This window comes from Bradyrhizobium sp. AUGA SZCCT0431 (assembly GCF_018131065.1).
GTDB lineage: Bacteria > Pseudomonadota > Alphaproteobacteria > Rhizobiales > Xanthobacteraceae > Bradyrhizobium.
Map to the genome: position 1 here is coordinate 16762 of NZ_JAFCLR010000041.1, position 19409 is coordinate 36170.

17 protein-coding genes are annotated in these 19409 nt (G+C 62.8%); 9 read left to right on the forward strand and 8 right to left on the reverse strand.

The window, feature by feature from the left end:
- Positions 1–176: 176 nt before the first annotated feature.
- From JQ567_RS30245 to JQ567_RS30270, 6 genes are all read right to left on the reverse strand, one after another.
- Positions 177–1400, reverse strand: coding sequence for an ABC transporter substrate-binding protein (locus tag JQ567_RS30245; protein ID WP_249165824.1), 1224 nt, complete (start codon positions 1398–1400; stop codon positions 177–179).
- A gap of 34 nt (positions 1401–1434) precedes the next feature.
- Entirely contained in the window at positions 1435–2457 is a 1023-nt protein-coding gene (locus JQ567_RS30250; RefSeq protein ID WP_212442214.1) for a branched-chain amino acid ABC transporter permease, read from the reverse strand.
- A 2-nt stretch (positions 2458–2459) separates the two neighbouring features.
- A complete protein-coding gene (locus tag JQ567_RS30255) occupies positions 2460–3338 on the reverse strand; it encodes a branched-chain amino acid ABC transporter permease (RefSeq protein WP_212442215.1) in 879 nt (292 codons plus the stop codon).
- A gap of 11 nt (positions 3339–3349) precedes the next feature.
- Complete coding sequence (locus JQ567_RS30260) at positions 3350–4063, reverse strand: ABC transporter ATP-binding protein (RefSeq protein ID WP_212038501.1); 714 nt, start codon at positions 4061–4063, stop codon at positions 3350–3352.
- Positions 4060–4860, reverse strand: coding sequence for an ABC transporter ATP-binding protein (locus JQ567_RS30265; RefSeq protein ID WP_212442216.1), 801 nt, complete (start codon positions 4858–4860; stop codon positions 4060–4062). Before JQ567_RS30265 ends, JQ567_RS30260 begins: the two co-directional genes overlap by 4 nt.
- 105 nt (positions 4861–4965) lie before the next feature.
- Complete coding sequence (locus JQ567_RS30270) at positions 4966–5832, reverse strand: IclR family transcriptional regulator (protein ID WP_212442217.1); 867 nt, start codon at positions 5830–5832, stop codon at positions 4966–4968.
- Between the two features lie 162 nt (positions 5833–5994).
- On the opposite strand from JQ567_RS30270, the gene JQ567_RS30275 reads away from it, so the two are divergent.
- The 8 genes from JQ567_RS30275 (at position 5995) to JQ567_RS30310 (ending at position 17288) form a co-directional block, all read left to right on the forward strand.
- A complete protein-coding gene (locus JQ567_RS30275; protein WP_212442218.1) occupies positions 5995–8088 on the forward strand; it encodes a 3-hydroxyacyl-CoA dehydrogenase NAD-binding domain-containing protein in 2094 nt (697 codons plus the stop codon).
- A gap of 90 nt (positions 8089–8178) precedes the next feature.
- Positions 8179–9861, forward strand: coding sequence for a dicarboxylate--CoA ligase PimA (gene pimA, locus JQ567_RS30280; RefSeq protein ID WP_212442219.1), 1683 nt, complete (start codon positions 8179–8181; stop codon positions 9859–9861).
- Positions 9862–10067: 206 nt separating this feature from the next.
- Positions 10068–11258: a pimeloyl-CoA dehydrogenase large subunit gene (pimC, locus tag JQ567_RS30285; RefSeq protein WP_212442220.1), complete on the forward strand. Its 1191-nt coding sequence runs from the start codon at positions 10068–10070 to the stop codon at positions 11256–11258.
- A gap of 191 nt (positions 11259–11449) precedes the next feature.
- Positions 11450–12592 carry a pimeloyl-CoA dehydrogenase small subunit gene (pimD, locus tag JQ567_RS30290; protein WP_212442221.1) on the forward strand — a complete coding sequence of 381 codons (1143 nt, stop codon included), beginning with the start codon at positions 11450–11452 and terminating at the stop codon, positions 12590–12592.
- A 200-nt stretch (positions 12593–12792) separates the two neighbouring features.
- Positions 12793–13566, forward strand: a complete 774-nt coding sequence (locus JQ567_RS30295; RefSeq protein ID WP_212442222.1) for an SDR family NAD(P)-dependent oxidoreductase — start codon at positions 12793–12795, stop codon at positions 13564–13566.
- 92 nt (positions 13567–13658) lie between these two features.
- Positions 13659–14756, forward strand: a complete 1098-nt coding sequence (locus JQ567_RS30300) for a transposase (RefSeq protein ID WP_212442223.1) — start codon at positions 13659–13661, stop codon at positions 14754–14756.
- Between the two features lie 364 nt (positions 14757–15120).
- Complete coding sequence (gene glpK, locus JQ567_RS30305; protein ID WP_212442224.1) at positions 15121–16626, forward strand: glycerol kinase GlpK; 1506 nt, start codon at positions 15121–15123, stop codon at positions 16624–16626.
- 68 nt (positions 16627–16694) lie between these two features.
- On the forward strand, positions 16695–17288 hold the full coding sequence (locus JQ567_RS30310; RefSeq protein ID WP_212442225.1) for a GNAT family N-acetyltransferase: 594 nt from the start codon (positions 16695–16697) through the stop codon (positions 17286–17288).
- 144 nt (positions 17289–17432) lie between these two features.
- Here JQ567_RS30310 and JQ567_RS30315 read toward each other — a convergent pair whose 3' ends face one another.
- A complete protein-coding gene (locus tag JQ567_RS30315) occupies positions 17433–18017 on the reverse strand; it encodes a hypothetical protein (RefSeq protein ID WP_212442226.1) in 585 nt (194 codons plus the stop codon).
- A gap of 31 nt (positions 18018–18048) precedes the next feature.
- On the reverse strand, positions 18049–18465 hold the full coding sequence (locus JQ567_RS30320) for a DUF6636 domain-containing protein (RefSeq protein ID WP_212442227.1): 417 nt from the start codon (positions 18463–18465) through the stop codon (positions 18049–18051).
- A gap of 158 nt (positions 18466–18623) precedes the next feature.
- Between JQ567_RS30320 and JQ567_RS30325 the strand changes: the two genes are divergently transcribed.
- Positions 18624–19250 carry a glutathione S-transferase family protein gene (locus JQ567_RS30325; RefSeq protein ID WP_212442228.1) on the forward strand — a complete coding sequence of 209 codons (627 nt, stop codon included), beginning with the start codon at positions 18624–18626 and terminating at the stop codon, positions 19248–19250.
- The last annotated feature ends 159 nt before the right edge of the window (positions 19251–19409 follow it).

Genomic DNA, 19409 nt, shown 5'->3' on the forward strand with positions numbered 1-19409 from the left:
TCCCTGGAGACCACGATGAATGTGTCGTTTTTTCTTGGAGTTGGAGCACTTTGCGGCTCCTGCCATCATTCAATACCTTTCGGTCGCGCCGGGCAACAAAAAGCCCCCCGCGACGGTGTCACGGGGGGCGATATTTTAGTCTCGAGTCCCGGGCGGACTGCCCGTGACGCGGAATATTAATTACTGAGTTCGCCGCTGATGATGTCGCCGAACAGTTCCCATTTCTCGCCCTTGAACCGCTGCATCTGAAGCTGTTCGATCGGGGCGAAGTCCTTGGCTGACGTGTTGATTTTGACGCCGGGCAGCAGGGTGTCGGGTGCAAAGTCCTTCAGGCTGGCAGCCTGCTTCATTACGTTGGCGCGGGTGAGGTCGTCACCGCACATCTCCAGCACCTTTACCATGGTTTGCGCCGCGCCGTAGCCATACACCACGGAGCCGTCGAGCTTGTTGGCTTCGGGATAATACTTGGCGAGGAATTCGTAGAACTTCTTCATGCCGGGATCATTGTCCCACTGCGCGTCCGCGCCGTCCTTGGCGTAGTTGGCCGAGAGAATGCCTTGCGCATTCTCGAAGCCCGCCGGCTTGATCACGCTGCCGACCGAGGCCGAGACGTTGGAGACGATGTGCAGCGGCCTCCATTCGACTTCGGCGATCTTCTTGATGGCCTGGGCGGCGAACTTCGGCGTCGTGATGCTGATGAAGACGTCGGCGCCGGTGGCTTTCAGCTTGACGATGTGGGAGTCGATTGACGGCTCCGAGGTCTCATAGCTTTCCTCCGCGACGATCATCGACGCCTTGGCGCCGAGGCCGTCCTTCAGGCCCTTGAGGTAATCCTTGCCGAAGTCGTCGTTCTGATAAAACACTGCGATCTTGCCATCCGGCTTTTCCTTCATGAGGAACTTGGCATAGATCCGCGCTTCGCTCTGGTAGCTGGGCTGCCAGCCGATCGTCCAGGGGAAGTCCTTCGGCTCGTTCCATTTGGTTGCGCCGGTCGCGACGAACAGCTGCGGTATCTTCTTCGAATTGAGATACTTCTGGATCGCGGAATTGGACGGCGTGCCGAGCGGATTGAACACCACAAGCACTTCGTCGCTCTCGACCAGCTTGCGGGCCTGCTCGACGGCCTTCGGCGGGCTGTAGCTGTCGTCGTAGGTGACGAAAGTGATCTTGCGGCCGTTGATGCCGCCTTCCGCGTTGATCTTCTTGAAGTAGGCCTCTTCGGTCTTGCCGATCACGCCGTAGGCGGACGCCGGTCCGCTATAGGGCATGATGTTGCCGATCTTGATTTCGGTATCGGACGCGCCGGTGTCGTACTTCTTCTGGGCGAGGGCACTGCCGCTGACGGCAATAGAGGCGATGAGCGCCGTCGCGAACGCGGCGCTTCTTGTTGTCGAAAGCATCATTATTTAAGGATTCCCGGATTCGAGTTTGAGGTTAGTTTTTCTTCGTTAGTTTGCCGAGCAAATGCTGGGCAACCATTGCGACCTGCCTTGCGCCGTGCGGCACCAGGAAGATGACAAGGAACAGCAGCACGCCGAACACGGCGCCGGAGAGGCCCTTGGAGATGCTCTCGGCGATGTTGGGCACGAAGATGATGAAGGCGGCGCCGACGAACGAGCCCGGCAGCCAGCCCACGCCGCCGACCACCATGCCGAGGAATAGCGCGATGGCCAGGTTGATCGTGTAGCTGTCGGGCGCCACGAACGCCACGACGATGGCGCTGAGCCCGCCGGCAATGCCGGTGATGCCCGCGGACACGCCGAAGGCGAGCGTCTTGTACTGCGCGACGTCGACGCCCATGGCGGAGGCCGCGATCTCATTGTCGCGGATCGACATGAAGGCGCGGCCCGAGCGCGAGCGCAGCAGGTTGATCGACCCGATATAGATCGCCAGCGAGATCGCCAGTGTGAAGTAATACAGCCACTTGTCCTGTCCGATCGGCAGGCCGAACGGCGCATCGGGTTTCATGACGGTGAGGCCCTGCACGCCGCCGGTCCAATGCTCGAGGAAATGCAGCTTCAGGAGCTGCGGCATGGCGACCGCCAGCGCAAAGGTGGCAAGGGCAAGGTAGATGCCGGAAAGCCGCAATGCGGGTTTGCCGAACAGGTAGCCGGCGCCGAACGAGACCAGCCCCGCGATCGGCAGCGTCAGCGCGTAGTTCATGTTGGCGGTTTCCATCAGGACCGCCGACGTATAGGCGCCGAGCGCGTAGAACGCGCTTTGGCCGAGCGAGAACTGACCGCTTCCGCCGGTCAGGATGTTGAGCGCCAGCACCGCGATCCCGTAGATCATGACCATCGTCATCTGGAAGACGACGAAGTTCTTCACGAATATAGGGGTAACGAGCAGCGCCGCCAGGATCACCAGCGAGGTGCCGGTGCCCAGCGTCATGGCCCGCTTCGGAACGGCCTCGACGGCCGGGGCTTCTGTAACGGCGTCTTCTGCAGCTGCGCTCATGATCAGACTCGCTTGACGATGGCTCGGCCGAAGAGACCGGCAGGTTTGAAGACCAGGACGGTGATGATCAGCGCAAGCGCGATCGGCAGTTTCAGTTCATTACCCACGCCGGGGATGTAGGTGCCGGCGAGGTTCTCGAAGACGCCGACCAGGAAGCCGCCGATGACGGCGCCAAGCGGCGAGGAAAGCCCGCCGAGCACGGCGGCGGCGAAACCGTAAACCAGGACGCCGCCCATCATGTTCGGCTCGAGGAAGACGACCGGGGCGATCAGGATGCCGGCGACGGCGCCGATCGCGGAGGCCATGCCCCAGCCCAGCGCGATCATCCAGGAGGTGTTGACGCCGACCAGCCGCGCCGATTCCGGCAACGCCGCAGCAGCGCGCATCGCAAGGCCAATCCGGGTGAACTGGAAAAAGAGGTAGAGCCCGATCAGCATCAGGAGAGTGACGCCGATCATCCCGGCCTGGTGGGTCGAGATCAGCTGGCTGCCGAGGAAGGGCGAGGATCCGAAAGGCGTCGGATACTGCTTGATGGTAAAATCCCAGATCAGGCCGGCGATCGAGTTGACGATGGCGAACAGGGCGATGAAGCCGGCGACGTTGGTCAGGACCGGGGCCTTGGCCAGCGGCTTGAACAGCAGCCGCTCGATGAGGATGCCGCCGGCAAAGGAGATGATCAGCGTGGCCAGGAAGGCCCACCAGTACGGTATGCCCCACTGCATCAGCTGCCAGGAGATGAAGGTCGAGAACATCGCCATTTCGCCCTGGGCGAAATTCAGATGGTCGATCGCCTGGTAGATCATGACCACCGCGAGCGCCATACAGGCATAGATTGCGCCTGTGGCGATGCCGGCCAGGACTTGGTTGGTAAGTAGTTCCACGGCCGTGCTCCTCAGTAGCCCAGATAGGATTTGCGGACGTCTTCGTTGCTCGCGATTTCCTTCGCGTTCCCCGACATCACGATTTTTCCGGTTTCGATCACATAGGCCTGGTCGGCGAGCTCCAGCGCCAGTTGCGCGTTCTGCTCCACCACCAGAATGGTAACCTTGTCCTCACGGTTGATCTTGCCGAGGATCTTGAACAGGTCGCGCACGATCAGGGGGGCGAGACCGAATGACGGCTCGTCCAGCAGCATCAGCCGCGGCCGCAACATCAGCGCACGCGCGACCGCGAGCATTTGCTGTTCGCCGCCCGACAGCGTTCCGGCCTGCTGGGTATGGCGTTCCTTCAGCACCGGGAAATGCGCGTACATGCGCTCGATGTCGGAAACGATGTTCTTCGAGTCGCTGCGCGTGATGGCGCCGAGCTGCAGGTTCTCTTCCACCGTCATGGTGGTGAAGGTGCCGCGGCCCTGTGGCACATGCGCAATGCCGAGACGGACGACGTTTTCGGTCGAGCGGCCGGAGAGCGACTTGCCCTCGAATTCGATCGCGCCGGTGGAGCGCACCATGTTGCAGATCGCCCGCAGGGTGGTGGTCTTGCCGGCGCCGTTGGCGCCGAGCAGGGTGGTCAGGCTGCCCTCGTTGAGGGCAAAGGACAGGCCGTGGAGCGCCTGGACCTGGCCGTAATAGGCCCGCAAATCCTTGACGTTGAGCATCGCGGTCATTGGTCGTCCTTGCTCCCCAGATAGGCTTTGATGACATCCGGGTCGGCCTGGACCTGGGCCGGGGTTCCCTCGGCAAGCTTGCGGCCGAAGTTGAGTGCGACGACATGGTCGGCGATCGACATGACAAGACCCATGTGATGTTCGACCAGCAGCACGGTCATATGGCGTTCGTCGCGAATGCGGCGGATCAGATCGCCGAGCACGTGAACTTCCTCGTGGTTGAGACCGCCGGCGGGCTCGTCGAGCAGCAGGATTTTCGGATCGGCGGCCAGCGCGCGCGCCAGCTCGACGCGCTTCTGGGTGCCGAAGGGCAGGCCGGATACCACGGTGTGTGCGACGTCACCGAGATCCAGATAATCGAGGATCTCATGAACCTTCCTGTTGATCTCGGCTTCGCCGCGGCGAACCCAGGCGAGCTTGAGCGAATCCGAGATGATGTCGCTGGAGGTGCGCGCGTGGCAGCCGACGCGAACGTTGTCCATCACCGAGAGGTTGGGAAACAGCGCGACGTTCTGGAAGGTGCGGCCGATGCCGATCTCGGCGATCTTGTGCGCTGGCCGCGTCAGGATGCTGACGCCTTCCATCAGAATGTCGCCGGTGCTCGGCTGATAAAGCCTGGAAAGGCAATTGAAGAGCGTTGTCTTGCCGGCGCCGTTCGGTCCGATCAGGCCGAGGATGGCGCCCTTGTGCATGTCAAAGGACACACCATTCAACGCGATGATGCCGCCGAACACGACGCTGACGTCGCGAACCGCAAGCAAGGGAGCATTTCCCTGCGCGAGCTGTGCCTGCGTCATCGCGTCCCGCCCAAGTGAGTCATAAAGTAACTCATGGAGTAACTCATGGAGTAACTCATGGAGCGGGAATGACCGCGCGAAAGCTTGCGCCGGTCATGATGATGGCTACCTGATCCCCTCGACCACACGTGCAACTTTCCCTCCTGCTTTCAACTTCTTGTTCTCTTCTTTTTTGGATTGCGGGGCCGCGCCGCCCAGCGCCGCCTCGATGTTCCTTACCATCGTCACAAGGCGAGGTCCAATGTCGTTGATCAAGCGATCTTCCGTGAAACGGAAAGCGGGCGCGCCACAATTGAAGGCATACGGCCCGGTTCCATCGCTGAGCTTCAACGCGACGCCTACCGCGTGCACATCGTCTTGCCATTCGCCTGCGGAGATCGTGAATCCCTGACGCGCCACCATTTCGCCCGCGCGTTCGATGCCGTCGCGCATTCGCGGCCAGCGGCTGCTGCCGTAATGGTCGCGCAGTTCGCGCAACAAAGCGGCACGCTCGTCATCGGGCAGCGCCCAGATATAGGCACGTCCCATCGCGGTGGTCGCTATCGGTACCCGCGAACCGACGTCGAGCTGCACGCCAAGCAAGCCGGTCCGGCTCTGGCCGAAATAGATCATGCTGTGACGGTCGCGGCCGCCGACCGCAACCGCGCCGCCGGTCTCGCGCATCAGCGCTTCACGGTAGGGTTCGGACAAATGCCGAACGCCGAGATTGGCCAGCGCGGCATACCCCAGGGCCATGGCTGATGGCGCGAGCTGATACTTTTCGAACCGCGGAACGGGTGTAAGATAGCCCAGCTTGGTCAAGGTGTAGGTCAGCCGGGAAATGGTTGGCTTCGGCAATTTAGTACGGGCAGCGATCTCTTGATTGCCAAGAAGCCCGTCGTTGGGTTGGAATGCGCGCAACACATCAAGTCCGCGGGAGAGCGCGACGACGAAGCTGCGATCTGTCGCCGCTTTCTTCCCTGGACGTTTCATTGCCTGCTGCTTTGCCGAGCTCGTTGACAAGGGACGTGCTTCAAAATAACCCTCCGTGTCAAGATGTGGAATTGAATTTCGCAGTGCGAAATCAACAAAACACCGTAGCTACTCAACGCAAGTCGAGCGGCAATCAAAGAACAAGTATCAAGGGAGAGTCCCGTGAACGAAGTCGTAACACTCGAACGTCATGACGCCATCGCCATCGTCACGGTCAACAGCCCTCCGGTGAACGCGCTCAGCGCCGCCGTGCGTGGCGGCATTTTCGACTGCATGAAGGCTGCGATCGCTGATCCCGAGGTGAAGGCGATCGTGCTGACCTGCGGCGGCCGCACCTTCATCGCCGGCGCCGACATCACCGAATTCGGCAAGCCGCCGAAGCCCCCGGGTCTGCATGAAGTGCTGGTCGCGATGGAGAACTCGCCGAAGCCGATCATTGCCGCCATCCACGGCACCGCGCTTGGCGGTGGTCTCGAAGTTGCTCTGGCATGCCACTATCGCGTCGCGACCAAGGAAGCCAAACTCGGCCTGCCCGAAGTGAAGCTCGGCCTGTTGCCGGGCGCCGGCGGCACCCAGCGCCTGCCGCGCGCGATCGGCCCGGAGATGGCGGTCAAGATGATCGTCAGCGGCGATCCGATCGGTGCCGCTGAAGCCCTCAAGAACGGCCTGATCGAGGAAATCGTCGAAGGTCCGGCCTCGGGCGGCGAAGCCTTTGCCCTCAAGGTGCTGGCGGAGAAGCGCCCGCTGCGCAAGCTGCGCGACGACGATTCAAAGCTCGCCGCGGCGAAAGCCGATATTTCGATCTTCACCAACGCGGTCGCGGCCCTCACCAAGAAGGCGCGCGGGCTGGAAGCGCCGTTCGCTGCCGCGGATGCCGTGCGCGCCGCGATCGAACTGCCGTTCGACGAAGGCTTGAAGAAGGAGCGCGAGGGGTTCCTCAAGCTGGTGTCATCAGACCAGTCGAAGGCGCAGCGCTACGCCTTCTTCAGCGAACGCGAGGCGGCAAAGGTCGCCGGCGTTCCCGAAGGCACAAAACCGCGCAATGTCGAGCGCGTCGCCATCATCGGCGCCGGCACCATGGGCGGCGGCATTGCGATGTCGTTCGCCAATGCCGGTATCCCGGTGACGCTGATCGAGACCGGCGAAGAGCAGCTCAAGCGCGGCATGGGCGTGATGCAGAAGAATTACGAGGCGACCGCCGCGCGCGGTGGCATCCCAGCCGATGCGCCGGCCAAGCGGATGGGCCTGATCACCGGCGTGGTCGGCCTTGAGAACGTCAAGGACGCTGACCTTGTGATCGAAGCCGTGTTCGAAACCATGGCGGTCAAGAAGGAAGTGTTCACCGCGCTCGACAAATACGCCAAGAAGGGCGCCGTGCTCGCCTCCAACACCTCCTATCTCAACATCGACGAGATCGCGAAGGTGACCAGCCGTCCGCAGGACGTGCTCGGCATGCACTTCTTCTCCCCGGCCAACGTGATGAAGCTGTGCGAGATCGTCCGCGCCGACAAGACCGCGCCGGATGCTTTGACCACGGCCGTCTCGATCGCCCGCAAAATTGCGAAAGTTCCGGCGGTGGTCGGCGTCTGCGACGGTTTTGTCGGCAACCGCATGCTCGCCCAGCGCGGCAAGCAGTCCGAAAAGCTGCTGTTCGAAGGCGCCTTGCCGCAGCAGGTCGATGCTGTCGTGACGAAATTCGGCATGCCGATGGGCCCGTTCGCGATGGGCGATCTCGCCGGCCTCGACATCGGCTGGCGCTCGCGCAAGGACCGCGGCCTCAAGTCGGAAATCGCGGATGCGCTGTGCGAAGCCGGCCGCTTCGGCCAGAAGACCGGCAAGGGCTACTACAAGTATGAAGGCGGTTCGCGTTCGCCGATGCCCGATCCGGAAGTCGAGAAGCTGATCGCAGAAACCCTGCAGCGCCTCGGCCGCAAGACCCGTGTCGTCAGCGATGACGAAATCCTCGAGCGCATGATGTACCCGATGATCAACGAGGGTGCGCGGATCCTCGAGGAGGGCATCGCGGCGCGTCCGAGCGATATCGACGTGATCTGGCTCTATGGCTATGGCTGGCCGATCTATCGCGGCGGCCCGATGTTCTATGCCGACCAGGTCGGACTCAAGCACATCGCGGATCGCTTGTCGTACTACGCCAAGGAGACCAACGATCCCTCGCTCGAGCCGGCGCCGCTGCTCAAGCGTCTCGCCGCGGAGGGCAAGACGTTTGCGTCGCTGGCACAGTCGAAAGCGGCTTGATGGGCCACTGCTCGTTCCACTCGTCATTCCGGGTTCGAGCTTCGCTCGCCCCGGAATGACGGTCTCTAATGAGCGCTCGTGAAAGCCTGCATGACCCATCCCGGCGAACAGTTCTATCCGCACGGCGTTCACTGGAACGATCCGATTGCGCGCGGCACGCTGCCTGACCTGTTGTCGGCAGCGGCCGCCGAGTTCGGATCGCGTCCCGCGATTGAATTTCGCGACCGGTCGATCAGCTATGCCGGGCTGGAGGCCCTGGTGGAGACGGCAGCCTCGGCCTTCCTGCGCGCAGGCTACGGCAAGGATCAATCGGTCGCGCTGTTCCTCGGCAATTCGCCGGATCATCCCGTCAATTTCTTCGGCGCGTTGAAGGCAGGTGCCCGCATCGTGCATCTCAGCCCGCTCGACGGCGAGATCGCGCTGTCGCACAAGCTCTCCGATTCCGGCGCGCGCGTGCTGGTCACCAGCAATTTGTCGGCGTTGTTGCCGACGGCGCTGAAATTCCTCGACAAGGGCCTGCTCGATCGCCTGATCGTCTGCGAGGACGATGATTGGGGCAAGGTCGGCACGCCGCAGACCAAGCTGCCGGATAACCCGGCTGTCATCACCTACAAGCAATTCACCGACGGCGCGGTGAGGCCTGCGCAATGGCCTGTCATGAGCGCCGACGATGTCGCGCTGCTGCAATATACCGGCGGCACCACGGGCCTGCCGAAGGGCGCCATGCTCAGCCACGGCAACCTGACTTCTGCCGTTTCGGTCTATGACGTCTGGGGTGCGCCGTCGCGCGCCGAGCGCAACGCGATCGAGCGCGTGATCTGTGTGTTGCCGCTGTTCCATATCTACGCGCTGACGGTCGTGCTGCTGTCGTCGATCCGGCGCGGCAATCTGATCTCGCTGCACCAGCGCTTTGATGTCGACGCCGTGATGCGCGACATTGAGTTGAAGCGCGCCACGGCGTTCCCCGGCGTGCCGACGATGTGGATCGCGATCGCGGCATTGCCCGATCTCGATAAGCGCGATCTGTCCTCGCTGGTCAGCGTCGGCTCGGGCGGCGCACCGCTGCCGGTCGAGGTCGCGCGGATCCTCGAACAGAGGGTCGGCATGAAGCTGAAGAGCGGCTGGGGCATGACCGAGACCTGCTCGCCCGGCACCGCCCATCCCAAGGAAGGCCCGGAGAAGCCGGGCTCGATCGGGTTGATGCTGCCGGGGATCGAGATGGACGTGGTGTCGCTCGACGATCCCACACAATTGATGCCGGTCGGCGAAGTCGGCGAAATCCGCATCCGCGGGCCGAACGTCACCAAAGGCTACTGGAACCGGCCGAAGGAAACCGCGGAAGCGTTCGTCGGCGACCGCTTCCTGACCGGCGATATCGGCTACATGGATGGCGACGGCTATTTCTATCTGGTCGACCGCAAGAAGGACATGATCATCTCCGGCGGCTTCAACGTCTACCCGCAGATGATCGAGCAGGCGATCTACACCCATCCCGCCGTGCAGGAAGTGATCGTGATCGGTATTCCCGACGATTACCGCGGCGAGGCCGCAAAAGCCTTCATAAAGCTGCGCGCGGATGCAAAACCGTTCGCGCTGGAAGAGCTGCGTAGCTTCCTCACCGGCAAGCTCGGCAAGCATGAAATCCCGGCCGCGCTCGATTTCGTCGATGAATTGCCGCGCACGCCGGTCGGCAAGCTCTCGCGCCACGAATTGCGTCTGCGGCAGCCTTCGCCGCAGGCCAAACCACAATTGGCATCGGGAGGCCGTGCGTGAGTGAGGTGGTAACCACTCCATCGTCGTCCCGGCGAAGGCCGGGACCCATACGCCGTGCCGGCGATGATGGAAGATGGAGCCAGTTGCCTTTGCTACAAAAAACATCGGTGGTTATGGGTCCCGGCCCCCGTGCGCACTCGCGCACTAGGCCGGAACGACGCAAGTAAAGAGAATTCGTAGTTCTAATTCGCTCACAGGAGGATCCGATGGATCTCGCTTTCAGCAAGGAAGAGATAGCGTTTCGTGAGGAAGTGCGGGCCTTCTTCAAAGACAACGTGCCGCCGGATACACGGCGCAAGCTGCAGGAAGGCCGCCACCTTTCCAAGGACGAGATGGTGACCTGGTGGCGCATCCTGAACAAGAAGGGCTGGGGCGTCTCGCACTGGCCGAAGGAATATGGCGGCACGGGGTGGACCTCCGTGCAGCATTACATCTTCAACGAAGAGCTGCAGATGCACCCGGCGCCGGCGCCGCTCGCCTTCGGCGTCAGCATGGTCGGGCCCGTGATCTACACCTTCGGCAATGAAGCGCAGAAGAAGCAGTATCTGCCGCGCATCGCCAATGTCGACGACTGGTGGTGCCAGGGCTTTTCGGAGCCGGGCTCCGGATCGGACCTCGCTTCGCTGAAGACCAAGGCCGAGCGCCGTGGCGATAAATACATCATCAACGGCCAGAAGACCTGGACCACGCTGGCCCAGCACGCCGACATGATCTTCTGCCTCTGCCGCACCGACAACAACGCCAAGAAGCAGATGGGCATCTCGTTCATCGTGTTCGACATGAAGTCGAAGGGCATCACGGTGCGCCCGATCGAAACCATCGACGGCGGCCACGAGGTCAACGAAGTGTTCTTCGACGACGTCGAGGTGCCCGTCGAGAATTTGATCGGCGAGGAGAACAAGGGCTGGGATTACGCCAAGTTCCTGCTCGGCAATGAGCGCACCGGCATCGCCCGGGTCGGCGTTTCCAAGGAGCGGCTGCGCCGCATCAAGGAACTCGCCGCCAAGGTCGAATCCAACGGCAAGCCCGTGCTCGAAGACCAGGGTTTCCGCGAGAAGCTCGCGGCCTGCGAGATCGAGCTGAAGGCGCTCGAGCTGACGCAGCTGCGCGTCGTCGCCGATGAAGGCAAGCACGGCAAGGGCAAGCCCAATCCGGCGTCCTCGGTCTTGAAGATCAAGGGCTCGGAAATCCAGCAGACCACCACCGAACTCCTGATGGAAGTGATCGGCCCGTTCGCCGCGCCCTATGACGAGCATGGCGACGACGGCTCCAACGAGGCGATGGACTGGACCGCGCAGATCGCGCCGAGCTACTTCAACAACCGCAAGGTCTCGATCTACGGCGGCTCCAACGAGATCCAGCGCAACATCATCACCAAGGCGGTGCTGCGGCTGTGACGTTCGACTAACAACAGGTGTCGTCCCCCGCGAAAGCGGGGGACCCAGTACGCCGCGGCGGTCATGGTTACAACGAACGCCTGTGATTACTGGATCCCCGCCCCAGTGCGCAATTGCGCACAAGGCGGGGATGACGAGGGGAGAACCGGGCAACAGCGTTGCCGCATCGATAGCCGGAGAGAGTAAACAACATGGATTTTGATTTGTCCGAGGAGCAGCGGCTTCTCAAGGAAAGCGTCGACGGTCTCCTCAACGATTCCTACGACTTCGAGGCGCGCAAGAAATACCGCACCGAGAAGGGCGGCTGGAGCAGGACGGTCTGGGGCAAGCTCGCCGAACAGGGCTTGCTCGGTCTTCCGTTTTCGGAAGAAGACGGCGGCTTTGGCGCCGGCGCGGTCGAGACCGCGATCGTGATGGAGGCGATGGGCAAGGCGCTGGTGCTGGAGCCTTATCTGGCCACGGTTGTGATCGCCGGCGGCTTCCTGCGCCATGGCGGCTCGGCCGAACAGAAGGCCGCGCATATTCCCGGGATCATCGACGGCAGCAAGACCTTTGCCTTCGCGCAGCTCGAGAAGAACTCGCGCTATGATCTTTCCGACGTCGCGACGACGGCGAAGAAAAAGGGCGCGGGCTGGGTGATCGACGGCGAAAAATTCGTCGTGATCAACGGCGAGAACGCCGACACCCTGATCGTGACCGCGCGCACCAAGGGCGAGCGGCGCGACAAGAGCGGCATCGGCGTGTTCCTGGTGCCGGCCAATGCCAAGGGCATCAGCCGCAAGGGCTATCCGACCCAGGACGGCCTGCACGCCGCCGACATCACGCTGACCGGCGTCGAGGTTGGCGCCGAGGCTGCGATCGGCGATCCCGAGAACGCGCTTGATCTGATCGAGCGCGTGGTCGACGACGCCCGCACCGCGATGTGCGCCGAAGCCGTCGGCGCGATGGATGAATCGCTGAAATCCACGGTCGAGTACCTGAAAACGCGAAAACAGTTCGGCGTCGCGATCGGCACCTTCCAGACCCTGCAGCACCGTGCCGCCGACATGTTCGTCGCCGTCGAACAGGCCCGCAGCATGTCGATGTTCGCGACCATGGCGGCCGATTTCGACAACGCCAAGGAGCGCGCGACGGCGGTGGCTGCCGCCAAGGTGCAGATCGGCAAGTCGCTGAAGTTCGTCGGCCAGCAGTCGATCCAGCTCCATGGCGGCATCGGCATGACCCAGGAAGCCAAGATCGGCCACTACTTCAAGCGCCTGACCATGATCGAGAACACCTTTGGCGACACGGATTATCATTTGCGCCGTGTGACGGATGGGGGCGGGTTGATTTAGTCTCACCGTCATTGCCGGGCTTGACCCGGCAATCCATCGCTCTTGAAAAGATGGATGCCCGGGGCAAGCCCGGGCATGACTAGATAAGATCGTCATTGCGAGCGAAGCGAAGCAATCCATCGCGCGGCAAAGCAAGTGTGGATTGCTTCGTCGCTTTGCTCCTCGCAATGACGGCAAAAAGAATCAGCGAGGAAGCAACAATGAAAAACACCCCGTTCGATCTCACCGGCAAGGTCGCCGTCATCACCGGTTCGAGCCGCGGCATCGGCCGCTCCTCGGCGGAACTGTTGGCAAAACTCGGCGCCAGGGTCGTGATCTCCAGCCGCAAGGCGGATGCCTGCGTGGAGGTCGCCGAAGGCATCAAGAAGGCCGGCGGCGATGCCCATGTGATTCCCTGCAACATCTCGCGCCGCGAGGAAGTCGACGCGCTGATTTCGGGCACCACAAAGCATTACGGCAAGGTCGACATCCTGGTCTGCAACGCCGCGGTCAATCCCTATTACGGCCCGCTGCTCGACATCAAGGACGAGGCCTTCGACAAGATCATGGGCTCCAACGTCAAGAGCAACATCTGGCTGTGTGCGCAGGCGATCCCGCAGATGGCGGAACGCGGCAACGGCTCTGTCGTGATCGTGTCCTCGATCGGCGGCCTGCGCGGCTCCACCGTGATCGGCGCCTACGGCATCTCCAAGGCCGCGGATTTCTCGCTGTGCCGCAGCCTCGCCGGCGAATGGGGCCCGAAGGGCGTCCGCGTCAATTGCGTGGCGCCGGGCCTCGTGAAAACCGATTTCGCCCGCGCGCTGTGGGAAGACCCGGACAATCTGAAGCGCCGCACCGCCACCACGCCGCTGCGCCGCATCGGCGAACCCGACGAAATCGCGGGTGCGGTGGCGTATCTCGCCTCCGATGCGTCGACGTTCATGACCGGGCAGACGATCGTGGTGGATGGCGGGGTGACCACGGCGGCGACGTAGCTTCTCGCTCTCTCAACGCGTCGTCCCGGCGAACGCCCATAGGCGCTAAAATAGTCTTGCGGATCGGAATCCATCTGTGATTCCAACGTGTCATGAGACACGAATCGCTTTTGAACGAAGACTGGTCGAACGTTGTCGTGCGGCTTGGTGGAGCGGAAAAGCTCCATGTTACGGCGCGGGAGACGAAGGCATTCTTGCGTCCGCGAGAGATCACCAATGCGGTGGATTTGCTGCGGCTGATCCTGGCCTATTGTCTGGGCGACGGGGGATTGCGGTCGACTGCGGCATGGGCGACATCGGTGGGCCTTGTCGACGTTTCCAATGTGGCGCTGCTGTATCGCTTGCGTCAGTGCGGGGACTGGCTCGCGATGCTGGTGGGTCAGGCGCTTGCCGCCGCCGCTCCGAAAGCGAGCCGCGGCCGGATCATCCGTATCATTGACGCCACCACGGTGCCGAAGAAAGGGCCAGGCGCCAGGAAGAAGAACGAGTTGTGGCGTATTCATAGCGCGTTTGATCTTCCGCAAGAGCGCTTTGGCCACTTCGAACTGACCGATCAGCAGGCCGGCGAGACGCTCGACCGGATACCGGTGGTTGCCGGGGAGATCCGCCTTGCCGATCGGGCCTATGTACAACCGGACCGCATGGCGAGCCTGATCGAAGCCGGCGCAGATCTCGTGATCCGGGCCGGTTGGAAGAGCGCCCGCTGGCTCGATGGCGAAGGCAACGTGGTCGATCTTGTCGCCGAGTTGAAGGCGTCAGTCCGCGGTCTGATCGACCGACCGATCTGGATAAAACGCAAGCGCGGCGCGCCTCTCGCCTTGCGTCTGGTTGCGGTCAAGAAGCCGGCGCAGGCTGCCGCCGTTGCGCGGCGCAAGGCGCGCCGAGGCGCACAGCAGGGAGGCCACCAGCTCTCGCAGCAGACGCTCGACGCCGCGGATTGGGTGATCCTGGTAACCTCGCTCAAGCCGAAAGATTTTGCGACTGCTGATGTTCTGGCTCTCTATCGCCTGCGATGGCGGATTGAACTCGCCTTCAAGCGGCTGAAGAGCCTGATCGGCCTGAAGGGACCACCCGGGACCGACGAACGCTCCGCCAGACCTCATGTGCTGGCTCATCTATTGACCATTCTTCTGCTCGAGCCATTCATCGACGAACTCGAGGACTCTCCCCGCTTGGCCGAAGCCGCCTGACACCGCCTGGCGCTTGGCGATTACTCCAGCGCCTCATCGCCGCGCTACTCCAGGCAGTAATCCCACAGCCCACCATCGCCTCCCTGCGTCGATCAAAGCTGGCCCTCCGGCGCCATCTCCGCGAACCGCCAAGAAAACGTCGCTATCAAATGATGCCCCGGCTATCTTAGCGCCTATGGGCGAACGCCGGGACCCATACCGCGTTGTGGTATCGGCCGAAACAAGGTGGCCGACACTGTGCCATGATCGATGGGCCGCGGCGTATGGGTCCCGGCTCAAGGCCGGGACGACGGTGAGATATTGACCTTCGCCTCCCAATCGGATTGCCTCTCGGCCACCACCAACCTTTCCGGGAAGCACCATCATGTCCTTTGTGCTGGCCATCGATCAGGGCACCACATCCTCGCGCGCCATCGTGTTTCGATCGGACATTTCGATCGCCGCCACGGCGCAGCAGGAATTCCCGCAGCATTTCCCGGCCTCGGGCTGGGTCGAGCACGAGCCGGAGGATATCTGGACCTCCACGGTGATGGTCTGCCGCGACGCGCTAAAAAAAGCCGGCCTGAAGGCGAAAGACATCGCCGCGATCGGCATCACCAACCAGCGCGAGACCACGGTCGTTTGGGACCGCGCCACCGGCCAGGCCGTGCATCGCGCCATCGTCTGGCAGGACCGCCGCACCGCCGACATCTGCGCCAAACTGAAGGCCGAAGGCCATGAGCCTGCGATCTCGGCCAAGACCGGCCTGATCATCGATCCCTATTTCTCGGGCACGAAAGTCGCCTGGATCCTCGACCACGTGCCCGGCGCGCGCGAACGCGCTGCGCGCGGCGAGCTGATGTTCGGCACCGTCGATTGCTATCTGCTGTGGCGTCTGTCAGGCGGCAAGGTGCACGCGACCGACGCCACCAACGCCTCGCGCACGCTGCTGTTCAACATCCACACCGGCGAGTGGGACGACGACCTGCTGAAACTGCTGCGCGTCCCGCGCTCGATGCTGCCCGAGGTAAAGGACTCCTCCGCCAAATTCGGCGAGAGCGAACCAGATTTGTTCGGCGGCGTGATCGCGATCTCCGGCATCGCCGGCGACCAGCAGGCCGCGACCATCGGCCAGGCTTGCTTCACCCCCGGCATGATCAAATCGACCTACGGCACCGGCTGCTTCGCGCTGCTCAACACCGGCGCCACGCCGGTGGCCTCGAAGAACAAGCTGCTCACCACCATCGCCTATCAGTTGAACGGCAAGCGCACCTATGCGCTGGAAGGCTCGATCTTCGTCGCCGGCTCCGCGGTGCAATGGCTGCGCGACGGCCTCGGCATCATCAAGCAGGCGTCGGAAACCGGCCCGCTCGCCGACAAATCCGATTCCATGCAGAGCGTCTATCTGGTGCCGGCCTTCGTCGGCCTCGGCGCGCCCTACTGGAATCCCCGCGTGCGCGGCGCGCTGTTCGGCCTCACCCGCAACACCGGCCCCGCCGAACTCGCGCACGCCGCGCTGGAGAGCGTCTGCTACCAGACGTTCGATCTCTGGGCCGCGATGCGCGCCGACTGGCCCGACGCCAAAGCCGCCAACATCGTGCTCCGCGTCGACGGCGGCATGACCGCCTCCGACTGGACCATGCAGCGCCTCGCCGACCTGCTCGACGCCCCCGTCGATCGCCCGATGATCCAGGAAACCACCGCGCTGGGCGCCGCCTACCTCGCGGGTCTGCAGGCGGGTGTCTATCCCGAGCCCGCGAAGTTCGCCGACAATTGGCGGCTGGAGCATCGCTTCAAGCCGGCGATGAGTGCGGCGACAAGAGAGCGCAAGCTTGCAGGGTGGGCGAGGGCGGTGAAGGGCTTACTCGCGAGCGATGAGGGGGAAGGGTAACTCCACCCGTCATCGCCGGGCTTGACCCGGCGATCCACGTCTTACTTCCTTCGACCCAGAGCAGCGCAATGACCCTCCCCGACGGCGACTTCGACGTTCCCTCCGGCAAGATCGCCACCGTCGTTACGCATCTGGAGATGACCGAACTCCCCGCGATCCCGTCCGACCCTGCGGGCGCATGGACGCTGCGCCGGGTCGAGACGCCCGCGCTTGACTGGTATCGCGAACTGTTCCGCCGCGTCGGCGAGGAGTGGCTGTGGATTTCGCGGACGCGGATGTCGGATGCCAAGCTCGCCGCGATCATCCATTCGCCGCTGGTGGAGGTCTATGCGCTGGAGCATGAGGGCCGCGGCGAAGGCCTGCTGGAGCTGGACTTTCGCGAGGCCGGCCAGTGCGAGCTCGCGTTCTTCGGCGTTACCGCAAAACTGATCGGCAGCGGCGCCGGCCGCTGGCTGATGAACCGCGCGCTGGAGCTGTCCTGGTCGCGGCCGATCGAGCGGTTTTGGGTGCACACCTGCACGCACGATCATCCGTCAGCCGTGGCGTTCTATCAGCGCTCGGGCTTTCGCGCCTTCCGGCGGCAAATCGAGATCGAGGACGACCCGCGGCTCGACGGCACCGCGCCGCGTGACGCGGCGAGGCATGTGCCGGTGATTGAGTGATGCCAGGTCGCTGCAAAGACCACCGCAGTCATCACCCGCGAAAGCGGGTGATCCAGTATTCCAGAGGCGTCAGCGATGGAACCGCGGCACCCCGGCGTACTGGATACTCCGCCTTCGCGGAGTATGACGACGTGTCTTGAGGCCTCAGTTAGGTAGCTCGTATGGTGCCAGCCGCCACAATCGTTCCGGCAGCGGTTGCCGCGCGGGAAGCGCGAGTTCTCCATAGCTGGATCGTAACGGCAGGTTTGGTTTCCAGAAATGGACAACAAAGACGACGCGATATTGAGACGCTTCTGGTAATTTCTGGGTACGGCTGAGGTCGATGAGTGTCTTGCCATCCGGCGTGAGAAACTTTTCGTTCCATGCCACCTGCCAGAAGTTCTCGGACTGCGCCGGATCTGGTTGGACGAACTTTCCGATATCGAAGCTCGCGTCGGGGTTCGAGACCATTACCTCGATCACGGCCGCTTCATCCATGTGAAAACGGAGCTCTTCTTCCTCTTCCTGTCGATCCGTGTCGGTGTAGGGCTGTGGGTCTCGACCCAAGCGCCGAAGCTTTTCCTTGACCTCTTCGGAAAGGTTAGCCGGGTCGCCGGATGCGATCTTTTCCCTGATGAAGCGCGAGTAGGCTTCCTTGTCGGCGCTAAGTGAATATAGACCGATGACCTTAAGAGATGGAGATTGCATTCCGTTCTGTCCCTGCGCACGGACAATCAACAGTGGCAGCATCAACAATATCGATATGAGCCGGAGCTTCACTCTAAAACAAATCCTGCTTCGCCCGCGACAGCGAAAACCCGCGGCGGTCCGCATTGAAGCACGTGACGCCCGTCTGCTCCGACGTGCAGGTAAAGCCGCCGCGCTGCCAGACTTCGCCATAGGCGAGCAGCGGCATCTTCGGGTCCATGACCGTGTCGCCGTAGCAAAGGCGCGTCGCGCCACCCTTCGCGTTCATCTCGAACGCCTTGCCCCATTCGAGATCGCAATCGGCCGGCCGCCGTGCGGTCACCGTGGCTTCCATGATGTCGCAGCGGAGCGTGTTCTGCTTGTCGTAGTCGAAATAGGCGCAGGCGATGTTTTTCGATGGCGACTGGAAGCCGGTGGGGCCGCTCTGGGCGTGAGCTGAGCCGGCAAGGAGCAGCAGCGAAAGCCCGAGGACGTTGAGTGGCAGGCGCATGGCGGTCCTTCCGTTTGGGGAATGTCATGCCCGGACTTGATCCGGGCATCCATCCCACTTCATGATGACACCTTCAAAGCAGATGGATGGCCGGGTAGCTAGCATAAAGACGCGCTTCGCGCTGGCGCCCGGCCATTACAAGTAGGACACAGTCACCCATGTTCCTGATCGGCCAATACGACTCCCCCTTCGTCCGCCGCGTCGCGATTGCGCTGCGGCTGTATGGCTTGCCGTTCGAGCACCGGCCGTGGTCGACCTTCGGCGATGCAGACAAGATCGCGCCGTACAACCCGTTGCGCCGGGTGCCGACGCTGGTGCTCGACAGTGGCGAGGCGCTGATCGAGAGCGCGTCGATCCTGGATGCGCTGGATGAACTGGTCGGCCCGGAAGCGGCGATGATGGCCGAGCGCGGCGATTTGCGCCGCCGGCAATTGCGGATCTGCGCGCTCGGCAGCGGCCTCGCCGACAAGGCGGTCAGCCTGATCTACGAGCGGGTGCTGCGCAAGGACCAGCTACAGCTCTGGGTCGAGCGCTGCCAGACGCAAATCGGCGGCGTGCTCGAGATGCTGGAGAAAGAGCGCGAGGCGATCCCGACGCCATACTGGTTCGGCGAGCGCATCGGCCACGCCGACATCATGATCGCCTGCGCATTGCGCTTCACGAGCGAAGCGCACCCCGCGCTGTTCGATGCGCGCTATCCAGCGCTGCAAGCCCACGCCGCGCGCTGCGAGGCGCTGCCGCCGTTCCAGGAAATTTTGCAGCGGCTCGATCCGCCGAAGGGGTGAGGGTTTCGCTCTCCACCATTATTCCCAGATGTGCAATTGCACATCTGGGGTGACGCCGCTATTTGCAGTCGCGGCAGATCGTCAGCTTGCGCCTGAGCTGCACATCTTCCGCAGAATCGGCCCACGGTTGCCCCGCGATGCCATCGGGCTCTTTCATGG